At 36.9% G+C, this 19,187-nt stretch carries 14 protein-coding genes and 1 pseudogene; 13 read left to right on the top strand and 2 right to left on the bottom strand.

Annotated elements, in window-relative coordinates; translation table 11 throughout:
• Window positions 1-34: 34 nt before the first annotated feature.
• The 9 genes and pseudogenes from BW721_RS03750 (at window position 35) to BW721_RS03710 (ending at window position 10,848) form a co-directional block, all read left to right on the top strand.
• Window positions 35-1,315, top strand: coding sequence for a tetratricopeptide repeat protein (locus BW721_RS03750; protein WP_076766249.1), 1,281 nt, complete (start codon window positions 35-37; stop codon window positions 1,313-1,315).
• Between the two features lie 21 nt (window positions 1,316-1,336).
• On the top strand, window positions 1,337-1,888 hold the full coding sequence (locus BW721_RS03745) for a YpiB family protein (RefSeq protein WP_076766247.1): 552 nt from the start codon (window positions 1,337-1,339) through the stop codon (window positions 1,886-1,888).
• 35 nt (window positions 1,889-1,923) lie between these two features.
• Entirely contained in the window at window positions 1,924-3,483 is a 1,560-nt protein-coding gene (locus BW721_RS03740; RefSeq protein WP_076766246.1) for a CCA tRNA nucleotidyltransferase, read from the top strand.
• 146 nt (window positions 3,484-3,629) lie between these two features.
• The gene (locus BW721_RS03735) at window positions 3,630-4,100 is read left to right on the top strand and encodes a hypothetical protein (protein ID WP_076766244.1); all 471 of its coding nucleotides are present in this window, start codon (window positions 3,630-3,632) and stop codon (window positions 4,098-4,100) included.
• 146 nt (window positions 4,101-4,246) lie between these two features.
• Entirely contained in the window at window positions 4,247-7,006 is a 2,760-nt protein-coding gene (locus tag BW721_RS03730) for a helicase C-terminal domain-containing protein (protein WP_076766242.1), read from the top strand.
• A gap of 77 nt (window positions 7,007-7,083) precedes the next feature.
• A complete protein-coding gene (locus BW721_RS03725) occupies window positions 7,084-7,563 on the top strand; it encodes a cell wall elongation regulator TseB-like domain-containing protein (RefSeq protein WP_076766240.1) in 480 nt (159 codons plus the stop codon).
• A 15-nt stretch (window positions 7,564-7,578) separates the two neighbouring features.
• Window positions 7,579-8,773: pseudogene (locus BW721_RS03720) on the top strand (pyridoxal phosphate-dependent aminotransferase).
• Window positions 8,774-8,811: 38 nt separating this feature from the next.
• On the top strand, window positions 8,812-10,095 hold the full coding sequence (gene asnS / locus BW721_RS03715) for an asparagine--tRNA ligase (protein WP_442905239.1): 1,284 nt from the start codon (window positions 8,812-8,814) through the stop codon (window positions 10,093-10,095).
• Window positions 10,096-10,164: 69 nt separating this feature from the next.
• On the top strand, window positions 10,165-10,848 hold the full coding sequence (locus BW721_RS03710; protein ID WP_076766236.1) for a DnaD domain-containing protein: 684 nt from the start codon (window positions 10,165-10,167) through the stop codon (window positions 10,846-10,848).
• 165 nt (window positions 10,849-11,013) lie between these two features.
• Here BW721_RS03710 and BW721_RS03705 read toward each other — a convergent pair whose 3' ends face one another.
• Together BW721_RS03705 and recU are read right to left on the bottom strand one after the other, a co-directional pair.
• Entirely contained in the window at window positions 11,014-13,590 is a 2,577-nt protein-coding gene (locus BW721_RS03705) for a PBP1A family penicillin-binding protein (RefSeq protein WP_076766234.1), read from the bottom strand.
• Window positions 13,580-14,212, bottom strand: a complete 633-nt coding sequence (gene recU / locus BW721_RS03700) for a Holliday junction resolvase RecU (protein WP_076766232.1) — start codon at window positions 14,210-14,212, stop codon at window positions 13,580-13,582. Before recU ends, BW721_RS03705 begins: the two co-directional genes overlap by 11 nt.
• A gap of 260 nt (window positions 14,213-14,472) precedes the next feature.
• Between recU and tig the strand changes: the two genes are divergently transcribed.
• From tig to BW721_RS03680, 4 genes are all read left to right on the top strand, one after another.
• Window positions 14,473-15,753: a trigger factor gene (gene tig / locus BW721_RS03695; protein ID WP_076766230.1), complete on the top strand. Its 1,281-nt coding sequence runs from the start codon at window positions 14,473-14,475 to the stop codon at window positions 15,751-15,753.
• Window positions 15,754-15,958: 205 nt separating this feature from the next.
• Window positions 15,959-17,200 (top strand): ATP-dependent Clp protease ATP-binding subunit ClpX, encoded by a 1,242-nt coding sequence (gene clpX, locus BW721_RS03690; RefSeq protein ID WP_083686772.1) that lies wholly within the window; start codon window positions 15,959-15,961, stop codon window positions 17,198-17,200.
• Between the two features lie 76 nt (window positions 17,201-17,276).
• Window positions 17,277-17,861, top strand: coding sequence for a ribosome biogenesis GTP-binding protein YihA/YsxC (gene yihA / locus BW721_RS03685; RefSeq protein ID WP_076766226.1), 585 nt, complete (start codon window positions 17,277-17,279; stop codon window positions 17,859-17,861).
• A 27-nt stretch (window positions 17,862-17,888) separates the two neighbouring features.
• Entirely contained in the window at window positions 17,889-19,157 is a 1,269-nt protein-coding gene (locus BW721_RS03680) for an MFS transporter (RefSeq protein ID WP_076766224.1), read from the top strand.
• Window positions 19,158-19,187 lie beyond the last annotated feature (30 nt).

The raw sequence follows: 19,187 nt of genomic DNA, 5'->3' as shown, positions 1-19,187 counted from the left end.
AAATGAATTCAGAAGCATAGGGTAGGTGGACGTATTGAATAATGAAGCAAAAAAAATGTTTGAAGCAATCAGGCTCAATGAACAAGAGGAAGCGTTCGTTCATTTTGAACAATCGCTTAAGCAGTCGAAGGAAGAGCAAGATGTCAATGGACTTGCAGAATTCGGTCAAGCCTTACACTTAGCAGGTTTTTTAGACCAAGCTAAGGACGTTTATGATTTACTAAAAGAAATAGCTCCGGGTTTAACTGAATGGGATTTATTCTTGGCCGAAATTGCGATTGATCAAAATCGGATTGAGGATGGACTGGATATTCTTCTCCAAGTCGATCAAACGAGTGACTTATATCCAAACGCCTTATTAATGATGGCAGATGCTTATCAAACAATGGGACTATACGAAGTTAGTGAATACAAGATTAAAGAAGCTATGAAAATCTTGACAGATGAAGTTGTCTTAACTTATGCGCTGGCACAGTTATATCATTCAAATGGAAAATATAAAGAAGCCATTAGTCTCTATGAAGATTTAGTTGAAAAAGACACCGTAACTATGTGGCAAGAAAACCTATTTATTTTATTAGCAGACTGCCATAATGTGATTGGTAATTTTGAAGAAGGGATTGAGTATCTGGAGCAACTGTATGATGACCAACATACGTCTGATAGTTTATTCCAGCTGGGATTTGCTTATTTGCAAGTCAAGCAGTATAACCGATCTATTAAAATTTTTGAACAGCTACTTGAGAAGGATCCTGACTACAATACGGCTTACTACTATTTAGCAGTCTCATTAGATGAAGACCATCAACATCAAGAGTCGCTTGAAATGGTCAAGCGAGCGATTGCTGTCAACGCCTTCCAAGCAGATTATTATTTATTAGAAGCTAAATTAAACCTTAAGTTAGATAATAAGGTAGAAGCAGAAGCTGCTCTAGACCGTGCACTGGGATTAGAGCCAGATTTAATGGAAGCTCAGTTGCTAAAGTTAGATTTGTTGATCGGTAAAGATGCTTTTGAGGAAGTCGTCAACGTGATTGAAGTTGAGGATGAAGCCAATAAGCAAAATCCACAATTTCAATGGCGATTAGCAAAAGCTTATAATGAACTTGAAAATTACGACAAGGCAGCGTTATCGTTTGAACAAGCCTATCTGACATTAGCAGATAACTTATCCTTCTTAGAAGACTACAGTGACTTTTTAAGAGAAGAAGGAAACCAAGAGAAATTAGCAGAATTAGTAGCCAAGGCGCTAATGTTAGATGCCAATCATCCTTATTTCAATGAACTAAGAGACCATTTATTAGCGGGTGACTAATAACCGAAAGGGGAGGAGAATATGAAACGGCCAACTCTGGAAGAAAAGAAATCATTCATTACATGGTTTATCCAAAATTACCAGCTCAAAAGAAGAGAATCACTATGGATTTTAAACTACTTATTAAATCATGAACTGCTGCTAAAAAACATCCATTTTGTTGAAAACATCGCCTTAACAAACCGAGGTATGGGGCTAGCGACTGTTGGTAGCTCCAATGAGCCATTCGTTTATTTTAAGGAAGGTAAACGGTTTGATGATCCGGAACAAGCTTTTCATGACCTACGTTTGAACTGGAAAGAAGATTTTTTCCTAGAGCTCTATTTTAATGATGCCTATCACATTCAGTCTCGTTATGGTGTACTTGAAGAGAACCCATTTTTAGAAGGAGAAGATCAATTTTCATCAGAGCTGATTGCTCGTGTTGAAGAATCATTGATACGTTTATCTTGGCAAGAAAGAAAAAATCAACTCTTGATTTTGATTGATCAAGCGCTTGTTGATAAGAATCAAGACGATTTTAACTTATATACAAAAGAGTTAAAAGCAATGGATGAAAAAAATAAGATATAGATTACTCGCTCTAAGAGTAATAGATTGGATTTGACATGATTAATATAAAGCAAATACCTGAATTTAATAAAGCATCCTCTATTTTAGAACGAATTGAAAAAGAGGGTTATGAAGCTTATTTTGTAGGTGGGGGTGTCCGAGATACCTTATTAGGCCTACCCATTTCAGATGTGGATATTGCTAGTAGCGCAACTCCGGAAGAAATTAAACGCTTCTTCCCAGTGACGTTTGATGTCGGAATTCAACACGGTACCGTAATGGTTTTACATGAAAAAGAAACATATGAAATTACGACTTTTCGAACAGAATCAAAGTACGAAAAATTTCGACGACCTGAAAAAGTAAATTATGTGAGGAGTTTGAGAGAGGATCTCAAACGACGTGATTTTACGATTAACGCGATAGCATTAAACCGCCAAGGCCAATTGGAAGATCCTTTTGATGGACAGCGGGACATAAAAGCAAAGATTATCCGAGCAGTAGGTAATCCCTCTGAACGATTCCGTGAAGATGCATTAAGAATGATGCGAGCAGCACGCTTTATGAGCCAGTTAGCGTTTGAAGTAGAAGAGAATACCAAAGAAGCAGTTTGCTACTATCATCCGTTACTTTCAAAAATTGCTGTCGAACGGACACGAGAAGAATGGACAAAACTCCTAATCGGTCGGAATAGAAAGGGAGGGATCAAGTTTTTTGTAGAAACACGCTTATTCCAAATGTGCCCAGGATTCCAAAATAGAGGAGACGATTTAATTGATCTTGCCTTATTTCCACTTCAATTTCAGTCGCCACTTATGGCGTGGACGGTCCTTCTTTATTTTTTAAAGATTACAGATGAGGAAGCGACAGGGTTTTTAAGAGCGTGGAAGCTGTCAAATAAGGAAATAACTAACGTTAGAATAGCTCTAACAGCTCTAAGAGCCCGTTTAGAGTATTTCTGGGACAACCAGCTATTATTCGAAACAGGTGTTGATATTGCCTTAGAAATCGAGCATATTGTTACTGGATTTGGCATCGAAAATGATATGAACCGTCTATTAGCACTAGATAAAACTCTTCCAATTCATTCTGTTCAAGATATGAAGATAAATGGGAATGATGTTATCCAATTACTTGGTTTTAATCGTGGCGGTCCATATTTGGGTGTCATTTTAAATGATGTCAAGAAACGGATTATCAACCAACAGCTTGTTAATGATGAATTGGCTATTAAAGATTTTATCATTAAAAGACGTTCCATTTATTTAGATGAAGTAAGTTATAGCAACTTTACTGTAAAAAAGGAAGACTGTGATGATTCATTCGACTTTAAAGACCATGCTTTTTTATCCTCTTCACGATTAATCTCTTATATCGAAGAAGCTTGTAAAGCGATGATAGAAGGGTTATTGGAAGATGATGATGCTTCTGTCAGTCACTTCATCAGGTTGAATTATCACTCAACAACAGGATTAGGATCTAACGTGGAAATCGAAAGCAGAATAAAAGAATTATCAAGCAAGGCCTATTCGTTTTCGCTTGTCGTTCGCAGTGATGATGACATTATTGCCATTGGGGAACATAAGCGGAAAATCATTAAAAAGAAAAGTTTATGATTTTTTTAACAAAATGTCGTTTTGTTCGACAAGTAAAAAAATACCTTTAAATAGATAAAAGCATTTTAATTTTTTGAGTTATGTCTTTTCATTTTATGTAAATTGTGATAAAATATTCATATGAAAGATAAGTCAGGAGTGAGAAAATGAAAAAAGTAATGTCAAGCTTGAAATTTATTTTCCGTAACGGTGAAACTTGGACAATTAGTCGTGAAAATATAGGTGACTTGTGGATAAAACAAGTGACAACATCATATGGTCGTATTGGAAACAGTGAATTCCAAGAAATTCATCCATGTGAATCTTTAAGAATTGAAATTTATCAAGAAGCAGACCATGTTAAATCAGTTGATATTAACTTGGGTGGAATCGAAGCGGGTATGTTTGACCGCGTAAGAAAATATCAAGATATTGAAATGATGGATATTCTTTACCAAGATGAAGATCATCCAAAGTCAGATGTTATTGTTCAAAGCGACCGTATTTATTTCCCATACAAAGCTCTAGACACTGATGGCAACGATAATGAATATCAATCATCAAAAGTTGGTGATGGTAAGCTTTACATTGTGATTGATCCTCATAAAGATGTCAATGAAATTTATCCTGAAAACTAATTATCATCATTCAATTGAGTCTTATCTAACGATAAGGCTCTTTTCTTTTTGCTTATTTTATGGAATCTTTGCGTGAAAGACTACAACTATTGCTATTTTTTTAGTAAAATAAATAAGTACAGATATGTGAATTGGAGCAGTATAAAATGAGCTATAAGAATGAAATTTATGCTGTTGTTGATTTGGAGACGACAGGTTCGAGTTATCGAAAAGGACATAAAATATTCCAAATAGGTATTAGCTTGATTCAAGACAAGCAATTGATTCAAGACTATAATGTGGTGGTCAATCCAGGTCAAACGATTCCACCACTCATCAGAGAATTAACTGGATTTAGTAACAAAGATGTTAGAGATGCCCCTTATTTTGAAGATGTGGCTGACTATCTTTATAGTCTATTAGACGGCTGCATCATTGTAGCCCATAACATTGGTTTTGATTATGTGTTTTTAAATGAATCATTTGTGGATGCGGGATTGCCACCACTTACTCAAAAAGGAATTGATACCGTTGAATTGACAAAGATATTATATCCGACTTGTCACAGCTATCGATTATCGGACTTATCTAAGCAATTCGATATCGACCATACAAATATTCATGATGCAGCAGGAGATGCGCGAGCAACCGCTGAGTTGTTCTTATTACTCATGAAAAAAGCAGTGGAATTACCATTAGTGACACTAGAAAAGCTGGCACAACTTGCTGAGCACACTCAGAAAGATACCTCTTTATTTTTTGATGGCTGTTTAACAATGGCATTAGAAATAAAAGCAGAACTATCTAATGAGCTTATTGTTGTGGAAGGAATTGCCCTTAAAAAGAAAACCACTTTTAATGAACAAACTGCTCATCGAGTGAAAGAAACACTTGCTATTGAAGGCTTTCTTGATTCTGACTTTTTAAATAAACTTAATTACCGTTACCGACCACCTCAAGCCAAAATGATGACGATGATTGACTCATTCTTCAAGGATGATGAAACAATTCTAGCCGTTGAGGCACCAGCAGGAATGGGGAAGACTTATGCCTATTTGATTCCTTCATTACTGGCAGCTGATCCTGATCAAAAAGTGGTCATCAGTAGTTCAACCTTATTGTTGCAAGAGCAATTACAGGCCACTCTAGAACGTTTAATAGCTTATTTACCTTTTAAAGCAAATGTCGCTTCATTAAAGAGCAAGACCCATTTTATTCATTTGGAACGATTCGCTAAAACTGCCTTAGATAATCTCTCAACTATGGATGGACTTGTCGCTATGAGTTTATTTGTCTGGCTAACAGAAACAAATACGGGTGATTTGTCAGAATTAAGTAACAGTCACCAAACATCTGCTTTACTTGAAGCCGTTTCGTATCAGCATAATGATGAGCCTATTGGGGGAAAGTGGCATGAGGTTGATTTTTTATATCATTATCATCAAGAGGCTGAAGAAGCTAGTATATTAGTGACGAACCATGCTTTTTTAACGCATCATTTTGATAGGATTAAGGAATTATCAAAAATAAAAAAACCATATTTGTTGGTAGACGAAGCTCACCGCTTACCTGATATTTATCAAGAAAATAAGAGCGTTTCTCTACCTATCACCATGTCTAAACGAAAAATCGAGAAATTCTCTATAGATGTGAGAACCTACCGTGAGCATTTAGAGAGTAGAGCCACTCAAGCCTTTCCTCACTATGAGTTGATTAATGTTGAATTCGCCCTAGGCCAATTAGCGATGAGTTTAGAAAACCTTGAAGATTATTTAAGTGAACAGACAAAACATGACATGATTGATCGGAAGGTTAACTTAGATTCAGCCGTCATAGCAGATGTTTTCTTCAAACGAATACTAAAGAAATTCAGTCATCATATCGATGAGGTTGTCTTGACTGCAAAACGGTATCTTGATTCAACGGGTAGTTACGAAGAATCTGAGTTTAACAAACGTGTTCAAAATCTGATTATTAAAATTGAGAAGCTGAGCTGTCATTTGCTTTCTTTTGCTGATTTATCAGAATTTGACTATGTTTCTTTAGAGATTGATATGCAAGCAGTTCATCTTTTTTATACCTTAAAAAAAGCAAACTGGAATAGCGGTCATCAATTGCAAGAGCAGATTCAAGAAACGTTCTTAAAAACAGCCTATATTAGTGCGACCTTAATGACAGAAGAAGCGAAAGGTTACTCTGCAAGAAAACTAGGAATTGAAAAATTAGCTGATTACACTTATTCGTTTAATAATGAGATCCAAAAGAATATGACTATCCTTGTTCCGTCTGATATTCCTAACTTGCATGAGACAAATTATCAAAAATGGACAAACTCAATTGCTCGGTTTATTGTGGAAACGGCAACTGAAAGCCCGCATAAAATGTTGATGCTCTTTAATGCCAATCAAGCATTAGAGGATGTCTTTAATCATGTTCGGAGTAACGCTGCTTACCGAGATAATGAGATAGAAGTATTAGCACAAGGATTCAGCGGGAGTAGAAAACGGATTTTCAGACGTTTTTCTGAGTCTAGTCAGGCTGTTTTGTTAGGAAGCGGCATGTATTGGGAAGGCATTGACTTTCCAGACCAGTCTATTGATGTCTTAGTTATTACACGACTGCCATTTGAGTCGCCAGCTAGCCCTGAAAACTTAGCCATATCTGCTTACTTAGAACGTGTTTCAAAAAATAGTTTTAAACAGGATTTATTACCAAAAATGCTATCTAAGCTTATGCAAGGAATTGGTCGGATTAATCGCAGGGATAGTGATGAGGGGTTAGTTATTTGCTTGGACAATCGGATTGTAGCTAGCTCATATGCTTATAAGATTAAGAAATTATTGCCAAGTGGCAGTGAATTGATTACGATGCCATTAGAAAATGTCGAGGCTAAAATCAAAGAATTCACTAAAAAAGAGCGTGACTGATTTCTTTTTCCTCTAAATTTGAGTATGATTAGAGAGTAGATTTTTTATAGCAAAAATTAATGGAAGAGGGTACTTTTTTGAAGAGAAATATTGTAATGGGACTGATTGTTGTTCTTTTTGTATTAATTGTCAGCTCTTATTCTATTTTATTCTATTCGCAACAACCGATGGATCAAGCGGAGATAGAAGTATCTCAAATTGCTAAAGAGAATGCCGATATTCAGAAAGTAGAGAACTTTTATTGGTATAACGGCAGTAACGATACTTATTTCACGGTAGCAGGTTATACGACTGAAAATGAGTACCTCTATGTGATAGTTAAACAAGATGGTGGGGACGTGACCGTACTTAATGCTGAAGAAGTTGTAACAGAGAATGAAGCCAAGGCTATTCTTAAATCCATAAAAGAACCTGCTAAGGTGCTTGAAGCGCGTTTAGGTATCGAAGATAACGAGCCCTTTTGGGAAGTTGCTTATAAAGATTCAAATGGTCAGTTAGAATATGTTTGGCTGTCAGTTAGAACAGGCGAACTATTAAAAGAATATCAAAGTATATAGAATGGGGTTAGGAAGATGTTCCACATTTCAAAACGAATGTCTGTGATTGAAGAATCTCCCACTTTAGCAACCGCTGCTAAAGTAAAAGAGATGAAGGAAAAAGGGAAAGATATTATTAGTTTAACAGTTGGAGAACCAGATTTGAATCCGCCGCAAGTTGTAAAAGATGCTGCTATTGCAGCTATTCTAGATAATCGGGCAAATCATTACACACCTACTGCGGGCATTTTGCCACTTCGTCAAGCAATTGTTGATTACCATCGTCTTTATGATGGATTAAATTATCAAGCGAGCCAAGTTATTGTAACAGAAGGCGCAAAAAACGCCTTATATACCTTGTTTCAAGTCATCCTAGATGAGGAAGATGAAGTGTTAATTCCATCTCCTTACTGGGTTAGCTATACAGAACAAGTGAAGCTAGCAGAAGGTGTTCCTATTATTGTAACAGCAAAAGCGGACAACGGTTTTAAAGTTTCTGTTCAAGAATTGGAAAAAAAAACGAAGCGCTCGTACAAAAGCCATTATTCTTAATTCGCCTAACAATCCAACCGGAACAGTTTATTCTAAAGATGAATTAAAAGAGATTGGAAATTGGGCAGTAAAACATGATATGATAATTGTTGCGGACGAAATCTATTACCGTCTTTGCTATAATGGAAATGAAGCTGTTTCGATTGCATCATTGTCTGATGAAATCAAGAAACAGACCTTCTTAATCAATGGTGTATCGAAAAGTTATGCCATGACCGGCTGGCGGATCGGTTATGCGATTGGTGATCAAGCCATTATTAACAAGATGGTGGAGCTTTCAAGTCATTCTACATCAAATCCAGCTGGCCCAAGTCAATATGGTGCACTAGCAGCAATAAGCTCTAGCCAAGACTTTGTAGAAGAGATGAGAACGATTTTTGAAGGACGGTTAAACTATGTTTACCCATTGGTTGAAAAGCTACCTGGCTTCAAAGTAACGAAACCACAGGGCGCTTTCTATATCTTTGCTGATTGTAGTGAAGCTGCTAAGATGACCGGTTATCAATCGGTTTCTGATTTTGCTCTCGGTTTGATTGAAGAAGCAGGAGTCGCGGTTGTAGCTGGAGAAGGATTTGGAGCACCAGACTTTATCCGAATTAGCTATACATTAGAAGAGTCTGTTTTACTCGAGGCTGTTAACCGTATGAAACAGTTTATAGAAATGAAAAAAAACAATTAATTGACGTGAAGGGGAAATAACTGTTGGAACTAATAACAATGAAACAAGCCAAAGATTTTGTTGGTAAAGAAGTAAAAATTGGAGCATGGATAACAAATAAACGTAGTAGTGGTAAAATTGCCTTCTTACAACTAAGAGATGGCGATCACTACTTCCAAGGGATTGCTGTTAAAAATGATGTCGGTGAAGAAATTTTCGACATAGCTAAATCATTAACACAAGAAACATCTGTTATTGTACATGGCATTGTTCAAGAAGATAGCCGTTCAAAATTAGGCTATGAATTACTTGTTCAAAATATTGAAATTCTTGGTGAAAGCCATGATTACCCCATCACACCAAAGGAACATGGTACTGAATTCCTAATGGACCACCGTCATTTATGGTTACGTTCAAGTAGACAACATGCCATCATGAAAATTAGAAATGAAATTATCCGTGCAACTTATGAATTCTTTAACAAAGAAGGATTCTTAAAAATTGACCCACCTATCTTAACAGGAAGTGCACCAGAAGGAACAACTGAACTGTTTCATACGGAGTATTTTGACCAAGAGGCTTACTTATCACAAAGTGGTCAGCTCTATATGGAAGCTGCAGCAATGGCTTTTGGAAAAGTTTTCTCTTTTGGACCAACATTCCGTGCTGAGAAATCAAAAACACGTCGTCATTTAATTGAATTTTGGATGATTGAGCCTGAAATGGCATTTATGTCTCAAGACGATAGCTTAATTGTTCAAGAAAATTATGTTAGCTTCTTAGTACAATCTGTATTGGATAACTGTGATTATTATTTAGATGTGCTTGAACGTGATAAAGAGGCTCTAAAACGTTACACACAACTACCTTACGACCGTATTTCTTACGACGATGCAATTTCGTTAGTGAATGAGAATGGCTTCGACGATATTAAGTGGGGAGATGACTTTGGATCACCACATGAAACATTCATCGCTAACCAATCTGATCGACCTGTCTTTATTTTAAATTATCCGAAAGCAATTAAACCATTCTACATGAAAGAACACCCAGATCGTGATGACGTTGTTCTATGTGCGGATATGATTGCGCCAGAAGGTTACGGTGAAATCATCGGCGGAAGTGAACGTGAAGTTGATTATGACAAACTAAGTGACCAAATTGAGAAATTTGGTTTAAGCTTAGAGGATTATAACTGGTATTTAGATTTAAGAAGATATGGTTCTGTTCCGCATTCTGGATTTGGTCTTGGATTAGAACGTACAGTAGCTTGGATTTCAGGAATTGAACATATTCGTGAATCGAGCCCATTCCCACGTTTGTTAAACCGTATTTATCCATAATAAATAATGTTAGTGGAACAGTTTCGTTATGAGAGCTGTTCCACTTTTTTAAAAGAGAGGTTTTAAAACATGACTGATTCACTTCAATTATGGCTAGCTAGTGGCCAAACAGTTATTCATAATAGTTTACTTCAGCACTATGCGACAATTGGCTTAGATGAAACGGAATTAATTTTTATTATTCAGATGCAAAGTTATCTTGATCAGTCTGTTTTTTTTCCAAATATGGCAGAAATAGCTAACCGCATGGATAGAACAGAGGCTGATATTTTTTCAATTCTACATAGCCTTATCCAAAAGAATATTATCTCCATTTCAACTGAAAAGGATGATCAAGGTAAGGTTGTCGATAGCTATTCTTTACTACCTTTATATAAGAAGTTGCAAGAATTGCTGAGTCGTAAAAAAGGTCTGTTTGAAGAAAAACAGCAATCAATCAATTTACTTGAAATCTTCCAGAAAGAATTTGGCCGCCTCTTGACACCTATTGAAATGCAAACCATTGGTGAATGGCTCGATCGCGATCATTATTCTCAGGACATTATTTTAGAAGCTTTAAGGGAAGCAGTCTTAAACCAAAAATATAGCTTGAAATATATCGATCGCATTTTACTATCATGGGATAAGAAGAATATTCGCTCTTCTAGCCAAGCCAAGGAAGAGACCAAGCGATTTGCTCACTCGAAAAATAAAGAATCAGCTCCTACTGATGAAAAGGAATTGATTCCGCTGTTTAACTGGTTAGAAGAATAGAAATCAAACAGATTGAGACGAAGCTCATCACGAGAGACGTTTCAATCTGTTTTTTTGTAAATCATTGTAGGAAATGTCGAGTGAGCGATGAAAAATGTGCTACTTGACAGATTTCACTGAAAAAAGCCGTCAGCAGAAAACTGACGGCTTTCATGTATTCATCTATTAACCAGCAGGCTCGGTTGGAGCAGGTTGACTGCTAGATTCCTCTGGAGCTGGGGTTTCTGGAGGAGTTGACTCATCAGGTTTTGATTCTTCAACACTTGAAGCCGGTTCTGAGGAGGTTTCTGCTTGAGAACTTGAAGACTGGCTTTCGCTTGAAGATTCTTCAGGTTTCTCCTCTTCTTTTTCTTCCTTTTTTTCCTCTTCAATCTTTATAGTAATAGTCGCAGCAGGAGAGTTGTTAGAACCAACTTTAGCGATCAAGCTAATGGCAATATCTCCTGGCTGAGGATTTTTAAGAACAATTCTTGTTTCGGTTGTCGTTTGACTTTGTCCGCCAGCCGTAACAGTAAACTGTGGCGTACGATTATCTTCAGCTGTTAGTTTATAAGCATCCCATGAAATGGTTAATTCTTTTTTATCCTTATCGTAAGAGGCTTTTAACCCAGTAGGTGCGGTTAGCTTCTCACCATATTTTTTAGAAACTTGAGTAGGCTCAAACCCTTTGACAAATAATTCTGTAATCGTCATATTTGAAGGGGTGTTTGGACCAGGTTTCATAACTGGATTCGAGAATTTTTCCATAGTTGCTTCTACCACTGAATCAGGTCTCGTCCAATCTTCATAGGGTAAATCTTGCGAAACGTAACTCATTAATTCACTGTAAATATAACGGGTAATTTTTCGTGTTTCATAATCAAGGTAATTGCCGTATTCCAGTGGTTGAGCGTATCCCAGCCAAACTGCTATTGAGTGACTTGGTGTATAACCAACAAACCAAGAATCTTTCCCAATATTATCTACGCCAACGCCTCCAACGGAATCTAACTCACTTTCCAAGTAGTCAGTGGTACCTGTTTTTCCAGCATGTACTAGACCGCTAATGTCGGCTTCAGGAGCGCTTTGTGGAATAACATCTTTCAGCATATCTGTTACCATATAAGCTGTCGAGTCCTTCATCGCCTCTGTCCCGGATGATTGGAACTCAAATGTTTCGCCGTCAGACGCTGTTACGGATTGAACGGTATATGGCTCATAATAAGTACCACCATTTGCAAAGGCACCATAAGCAGCAGCTAGATTAACATTTGAAATTTCTCCACCAATGGCATTTGAATCCACGAGTTCCTGTTGATTACCATTATAAATTTTGATGCCTAGGCGATTTAAAAATGAATTAGCATTGTCGAAGCCAACTTCTTGAAGAAGTTTTGCTGCAGGCACGTTTCTAGAATCGACTAAAGATTCTCTGATTGTCATATCGCCCTTAAACAGTCTATCGTAGTTATAGAGCTCAACACCATCAGAAGGGTAAGTCCATCTTTCATCGACTATCAGGCTACCAGTTGAATAGTTTAAGTATTCTATCGCCGGTGCAAAATCAATCAACGGCTTGATCGTTGATCCGACACTTCGAATCGTTTGATTAGCGTAGTTAACGGCTAATTGATTATTAATTTTCCGATTCCCAATAACGGCATTAATGGCACCTGTATTAACATCAACCATAGTGGCCGCTGTTTGCAGTTCGTCATCTGGGAAAGTAATGTAGTCATCGGAGTTAACAATATCATATAAGCGTTGTTGTGCATCTAAATCTAAATTCGTTTGAACAACTAAACCACCCATTTCAACATCTAAACCTGTTTTTTCTCTTACCTCGTCCATAACAAGTTGAATGTATGCATCGACGACTAAGGAAAGGTCCGTATCGTTTGAGTGATCAACAAGACCATCCGCTACTGATATGCTCATTGCTTCTTGCGCTTCAGCTTGGGTTATTTTCTCATTTTCAACCATCATATATAAAACAAGGTCGCGTCTTTCTGTTGTTTCTTCAGGATTAAGGTAAGGATCATAGAAAGAAGGCGCTTGTGGCATACCTGCTAAAATGGCAGCTTCACTTAAATTAATCTCACTTAGTTCTTTTCCAAAATAATATTCAGCAGCAGTTCCCATACCGTAGACATTGTTTGCCATATAAACCTTATTGATATAGAGCGCTAAAATGTCATCTTTATTTAATTCTTTTTCTAATTGAATGGACATCCACGCCTCTTGGGCTTTCCGTTCAAGGGTTTGATCTTCTTCAGAAGTAGAGAAGTAAGCTAGTTTAATTAACTGCTGAGTAATCGTACTTCCACCCTGAGAAATGCCGCCACCGCGAACGTTAGCCATCAATGCTCCGGCTATTCGAATCGGATCGACACCAATGTGGCTATAAAAGCGTTGATCTTCAATAGAAATAATCGCATCTGCTAAGACTTGAGGAATATCTTCCATATTAACTAATTCTTGGTTTTGTGATCCAGCCCCAATTTCAATAAAGACATCACCATCTATATCAAGTAATTGTGATGGAACAGTATCAACTAACTTATCACGATTAATTTCTGGTGAGTTTGATGCATAATAGAAGAAAAGGCCTGCTCCTGATAAAAGACCAATAAAACCGATGGCAATTAATCCGAGGAATAGTTTCTTCCATAATCCTTTTTTATTCTTTTTTACCGTCTTTTTTCTGCCTTTAGGTTGCTTTTTTTGACTTCTAGAGACTCTTGTTTGCCCATTATTTGGCATGTTGATTCACCTCTGTTTTCTTTTTGATAATATCATCAACAACTTTTAGATAATCGAGGATGGGTTGGTAGCCGTATGAAATTTCATAGCCATATTCCTCTATAAACGACAGGGGAATGGATTTACGACCATCAGCTTTATGTTGATTGGACCAAAACTCTGATAAAAAGTGGCTTTCTAATAGAAAAACACGATTTAATTCAGAAAAACGAATCATGACAAAACAAATCCCGCCTTGTTTTTGACAGTGGTCCATATGAATAATTTGATGGTCATGGACGTTTTTGAGGGGAAAAGATTGCTTGTTGCGTGTTTCTTTAGCCTCAAAATCAATATAAAAACCACGATAAATGCCATTAAAGTCAGTTGTTGATGATTGCCGATAATAAGCTTCTTTAATGACCGCAGCACTTCTCTTTGGATAATCCACTTTGACAACTTGGATAGGCGTTGGCTTTTTGTGAATGACCGCCACTTGTCGCTCCAAGTAAAACGTATTTGCTTGTGTGATTTCTTCCTCCAATGTCATCCCGCGCTTGCCATATTGGACAGGGCGATCTGCTTTTGTTTTCTTTGAAGAAGGTTGGTTGTTTATATACGGTTTTCCATTTGGATAGTTCATTATTTCTCACTTCCTCTATTGAATTGTAGCAATATTTTTTAGAAATGGGTAAATAAATCGTTTAAAGTTTTTCTAATTTTTTATTTAGCCCTAGTATATAGTCAATTCTGTAAGATTTTACCACCAATTTCTTATTTTTCAAGTTTCTCTACAAATGCGCAGGGTTTTTTTATTTACAATAAAGCGTTTCTAGTGTACACTGGCTTAGTATGCAATGGTTGGACCATTGCGAAAAATGATAGATTTTTGGAGGAAAGATAATGACTGCAAATTGGGAAAAAACAGGCACTAACGAAGGTGTCCTAACATTTGAAATACCTGCAGAAACAATTAGAACTGAAATGGATAACGTATTTAACCGTGTTAAAAAGAACATTTCTGTTGCTGGATTTAGAAAAGGAAAAATTCCTCGTCATGTATTTAACAAACAATACGGCGAAGAATCATTATACGAAGATGCGTTGAATGCTGCTCTACCAGCTGCTTATGAAGCTGCTGTTAAAGAAGCAGGCATTGATCCAGTTGCTCAACCAAAGATTGATATTAAGAGCATGGAAAAAGGCGAAGCTTGGGTGATGACAGCGGAAGTGACTGTAAAACCAGAAGTTAAACTAGGCGAATACAAAAACTTAACAGTTGAGAAACAAGATCGCGAAGTATCAGATGCAGATGTTGAAGATGCATTGAAACAACGCCAAGAACGTCATGCTGAATTAGTATTGAAAGAAGATGCAGCAGCAGAAGGCGATACAGTTGTTATCGACTACGAAGGATTCTTAGGTGAAGAAGCGTTTGAAGGTGGAAAAGACCAAAACCATTCACTAGAATTAGGTTCTAACTCATTTATTCCAGGATTTGAAGAACAATTAGTTGGCTCAAAAGCTGGCGACGCAAAAGATGTTGTTCTAACATTCCCTGAAGAATACCATGCAGCTGATTTAGCTGGTAAAGAAGCAACATTCAAAGTTATTGTTCACGAAGTTAAAACAAAAGAATTACCAACTCTAGATGATGAATTCGCTAAAGACTTAGACGACGAAGTTGAATCTTTGGATGAATTAAAAGCTAAAATTCGTAAAGAATTAGAAGAAAGCAAAAACGCTGTAGCTGATGAAGTTGTTCAAGAAGCAGCAATCCGTCAAGCAGTTGATAATGCAGAAGTTGTTGAATTACCACACGTGATGGTTCATGACGAAGTCCACCGTCAAATGGATCTATTCTTGAACGATATGCAACGTCAAGGTATTTCGCCAGAAATGTACTACCAAATTACTGGTACAACTGAACAAGATCTTCACAAACAAATGGAACAAGATGCTGATGTTCGTACAAAAACAACACTAGTTCTTGAAGCTATTATCAAAGCAGAAGGTCTTGAAGTAACTGAAGAAGAAATTAACGAAGAAATCGAAACACTAGCTACACAATACAACATGGATGTTAAACGTGTTCGTTCATTAATCAATGACGATATGTTAACAAACGATATCCAAATGAAGAAAGCTATGACTTTGATTACTGATTCTTCAGTAGAAGCATAAGTCGTTTGATTTTATAAAGAGACATCTGCCGCAAGCAATGTCTCTTTATTTTTTTGAGAAAGATAAACAGATTATTTGTGATTTGACTAATATGTGTTAAGATAAAGTGCATTATAAAAAAGCTTGACTATCTACTTTTAGCTTTTATGGTAAAATAGAAGTATCAAGTTGAAATGACATACATCAGTTAGAAAGGGGAATGCATATGTTCCGAGATGATGGCACAAGCATTCATTGTTCCTTTTGCGGAAAATCGTCTGACCAAGTAAAGAAAATTATTGCTGGTCCAGATGTATACATTTGTAACGAATGTATCGATTTGTGCAAGGAAATTATGGAAGAAGAAATCTACAGCAACGAAACAGTAGAATTCGGTGACGTACCTAAACCACAAGAAATTCGTCATATTTTAAGCGAATATGTAATTGGACAGGATAGTGCTAAAAAATCATTATCTGTTGCTGTTTATAATCATTACAAACGAATCACTCAAATGGCTAATCAAAAAGATGGTGAAGTAGAATTACAAAAGAGTAATATCTGTCTCATCGGACCAACAGGATCAGGTAAAACCTTCCTAGGTCAAACGCTAGCACGTATTTTAGATGTTCCATTTGCGATTGCAGATGCGACAAGTTTAACAGAAGCAGGTTATGTGGGAGAAGACGTTGAAAACATCTTACTCAAACTCCTTCAAGCAGCAGACTACGATGTCGAACGCGCACAACGTGGCATTATTTATATTGATGAAATTGACAAGATTGCCCGTAAAGGTGAAAATGTATCGATTACACGCGATGTAAGTGGTGAAGGCGTACAGCAAGCTTTACTGAAAATTCTTGAAGGTACAGTAGCAAATGTTCCACCTCAAGGCGGACGTAAACACCCACATCAAGAATTTATTCAATTTGACACAACTAATATTCTATTTATTGTTGGTGGTGCTTTTGATGGTATTGAAACGATTGTAAAAGAAAGACTTGGCGAAAAAGTTATTGGCTTTAATTCTGCTAAAGCAAAAGAAGAAAGCGACAAGAGCTTGATGCAACAAATTATTCCAGAAGACTTATTAAAATTCGGTTTAATACCTGAATTTATCGGTCGTTTGCCAATTATGGCTGCTTTGGAAAAATTAACAGAAAGCGACCTTGTAAGAATTTTAACTGAGCCAAAGAACGCTTTAGTCAAACAATACCAAAAATTACTTGAATTAGATGGCGTGACGCTTGAATTCGAGGAGGCAGCACTTGAAGGGATTGCTAAAAAAGCAATCGAGCGTAATACAGGTGCACGTGGCCTTCGTTCGATTATTGAAAATGTCATGCTAGACATTATGTATGAAATCCCAAGTCGTGATGAAATTACGAAGGTAATCATTACAAAAGACATTATCGAAGGTCAAGGTAAACCACTTCTTTACGGAGAAGACCAACGATTAATTAGTTAATAAAGATAGGAGAACCAATGTATAGGACTAACCCCCGTACATTGGTTCTTTATGCCATGAAAAGGAAGTGATCGTTATGCACGTAACAAAAGCAGATATGATTATTAGTGCCGTTAGTCCGAAACAATACCCAGATACAGGATTGGTAGAATTCGCCCTAGCAGGACGTTCAAATGTTGGGAAATCATCATTTATCAATAAAATGATTCGTAGAAAAGCACTTGCTCGTACATCAAGTAAACCAGGGAAGACACAAACATTAAACTACTATTTAATCAATGAGACCTTTTATTTTGTTGATGTGCCGGGTTACGGCTATGCAAAAGTTTCTAAAACTGAGCGTGAAAAATGGGGCGAGATGTTAGAAACTTACTTTACACAACGTGAAACATTGCGTCACGTGTTCTTAATGGTTGATTTTCGTCATCCTCCAACAGCTGATGATATTCAAATGAAAGATTTTATTGAATATTACGGCATTCCTTACACGGTTATTGCTACTAAAGCAGATAAAATTCCACGCGGAAAATGGAATCAACATTTTTCACGGACTAAAAAAGCATTGAATTTAGCAAGTGATCAAGATTTAATTGTCTTTTCATCTGAAACTGGCGAAGGAAAAGACAAAGCATGGGGTGTTATCCAGAAATATTTAGCATAGAGTCGGCTAGAGTGGAGGAGTCAAATCATGAAACAAAAATCGGCAAATAAATTCAGATATACGAAAGAAGAACGTAGTTGGATTATGCAGGATTGGGCTAATTCTGCTTACTCTATTATGATTACAACCGCAGTTTTTCCTTTATTTTTTAAGGCGGTCGCAAGTTCTGGCGGTCTCAGTGATGCGACCTCAACAGCTTACTGGGGCTACGCGAATGCGATTGGAACATTAATTGTATCTGTTTTAGCGCCTATACTAGGTGCGCTAGCTGATTATAAAAATCAACGGATGCCCATGTTTACTTTTTTCACATTGAGTGGGATTATCGCAACTTTGGCATTTTCGTTTGCGCCAGAGGGAAGTTGGTTGTATCTGTTTATCTTCTATGTGATTTCCGCGATTGGTTTTTCTGGCGCAAATATCTTTTATGATGGTTCGATCATTGATGTTACGACCAACGATCGTATGGACAGGGTTTCTTCAGCTGGCTTTGGTTGGGGATATATTGGAAGTTCGATACCCTTTGTTATTTTTATTATTTTTCAATTGACGGGTATTTTACCGATTTCTCAGACCTTGTTAGTGAAATTAGGATTTGTGATGACCGCTATTTGGTGGTTTGTCTTTACGATTCCTTACTGGCGTCATGTTGAACAAAAGTCTTATATTCCTCGTGAGACTCAGCTCATTAAAAATAGTTTTAAACGGTTATGGGGAACATTGAAGGGGATTAAAGCTTATAAACAAGCTTTCTTATTCTTAATTGCTTACTTTTTCTATATCGATGGTGTGGGAACTATTTTTAAAATGGCTACGGCTATTGGGAGTGACATAGGACTATCTTCTAACGATTTAATTGTGGTTATGTTGGTTGTTCAGTTTGTTGCTTTTCCATTCTCCATATTGTATGGTGTCTTAGCAAAACGCTTTGGCGCTAAAAATATGATTTTCGTCGGCATTGTGACTTATACCTTTATTTGTATTTATGCTTTGCAGCTGGATAGCTTAACAGCATTTATTATATTAGGATTATTAGTAGGGACCGCTCAAGGTGGGGTACAATCGCTTAGTCGATCACTATTTGGCCAACTTATTCCAAAAGAGCGAGCGAATGAATTTTTTGGTTTTTATAATATTTTCGGAAAATTCGCAGCTGTAGTAGGACCCTTTTTAGTGGGGATTATCGCACAGTTAACTGGCAATTCCTTAGATGGGGTTTTTGCTCTTATTATTTTATTTATTATCGGGGGGATTTTATTGATGTTTGTTAAAATCCCTCAGGAAAATAGTATTTAAGCGAGAGGGCTGAGTATAACTCGGCCCTAA

It is taken from the genome of Jeotgalibaca sp. PTS2502, assembly GCF_001975685.1.
Taxonomy (GTDB): Bacteria; Bacillota; Bacilli; order Lactobacillales; family Aerococcaceae; genus Jeotgalibaca; species Jeotgalibaca arthritidis.
This window is presented reverse-complemented; position numbering and strand designations above follow the sequence as displayed.

Excerpts from the sequence above, each read along its gene's own strand:
- BW721_RS03745 (WP_076766247.1), top strand. The coding sequence starts at position 1,337 with ATGAAACGGCCAACTCTGGAAGAAAAGAAATCATTCATTACATGGTTT.
- BW721_RS03740 (WP_076766246.1), top strand. The coding sequence starts at position 1,924 with ATGATTAATATAAAGCAAATACCTGAATTTAATAAAGCATCCTCTATT.
- BW721_RS03735 (WP_076766244.1), top strand. The coding sequence starts at position 3,630 with ATGAAAAAAGTAATGTCAAGCTTGAAATTTATTTTCCGTAACGGTGAA.
- BW721_RS03730 (WP_076766242.1), top strand. The coding sequence starts at position 4,247 with ATGAGCTATAAGAATGAAATTTATGCTGTTGTTGATTTGGAGACGACA.
- asnS (WP_442905239.1), top strand. The coding sequence starts at position 8,812 with ATGAAACAAGCCAAAGATTTTGTTGGTAAAGAAGTAAAAATTGGAGCA.
- BW721_RS03710 (WP_076766236.1), top strand. The coding sequence starts at position 10,165 with ATGACTGATTCACTTCAATTATGGCTAGCTAGTGGCCAAACAGTTATT.
- BW721_RS03705 (WP_076766234.1), bottom strand. The coding sequence starts at position 13,590 with ATGCCAAATAATGGGCAAACAAGAGTCTCTAGAAGTCAAAAAAAGCAA.
- recU (WP_076766232.1), bottom strand. The coding sequence starts at position 14,212 with ATGAACTATCCAAATGGAAAACCGTATATAAACAACCAACCTTCTTCA.
- tig (WP_076766230.1), top strand. The coding sequence starts at position 14,473 with ATGACTGCAAATTGGGAAAAAACAGGCACTAACGAAGGTGTCCTAACA.
- clpX (WP_083686772.1), top strand. The coding sequence starts at position 15,959 with ATGTTCCGAGATGATGGCACAAGCATTCATTGTTCCTTTTGCGGAAAA.
- yihA (WP_076766226.1), top strand. The coding sequence starts at position 17,277 with ATGCACGTAACAAAAGCAGATATGATTATTAGTGCCGTTAGTCCGAAA.
- BW721_RS03680 (WP_076766224.1), top strand. The coding sequence starts at position 17,889 with ATGAAACAAAAATCGGCAAATAAATTCAGATATACGAAAGAAGAACGT.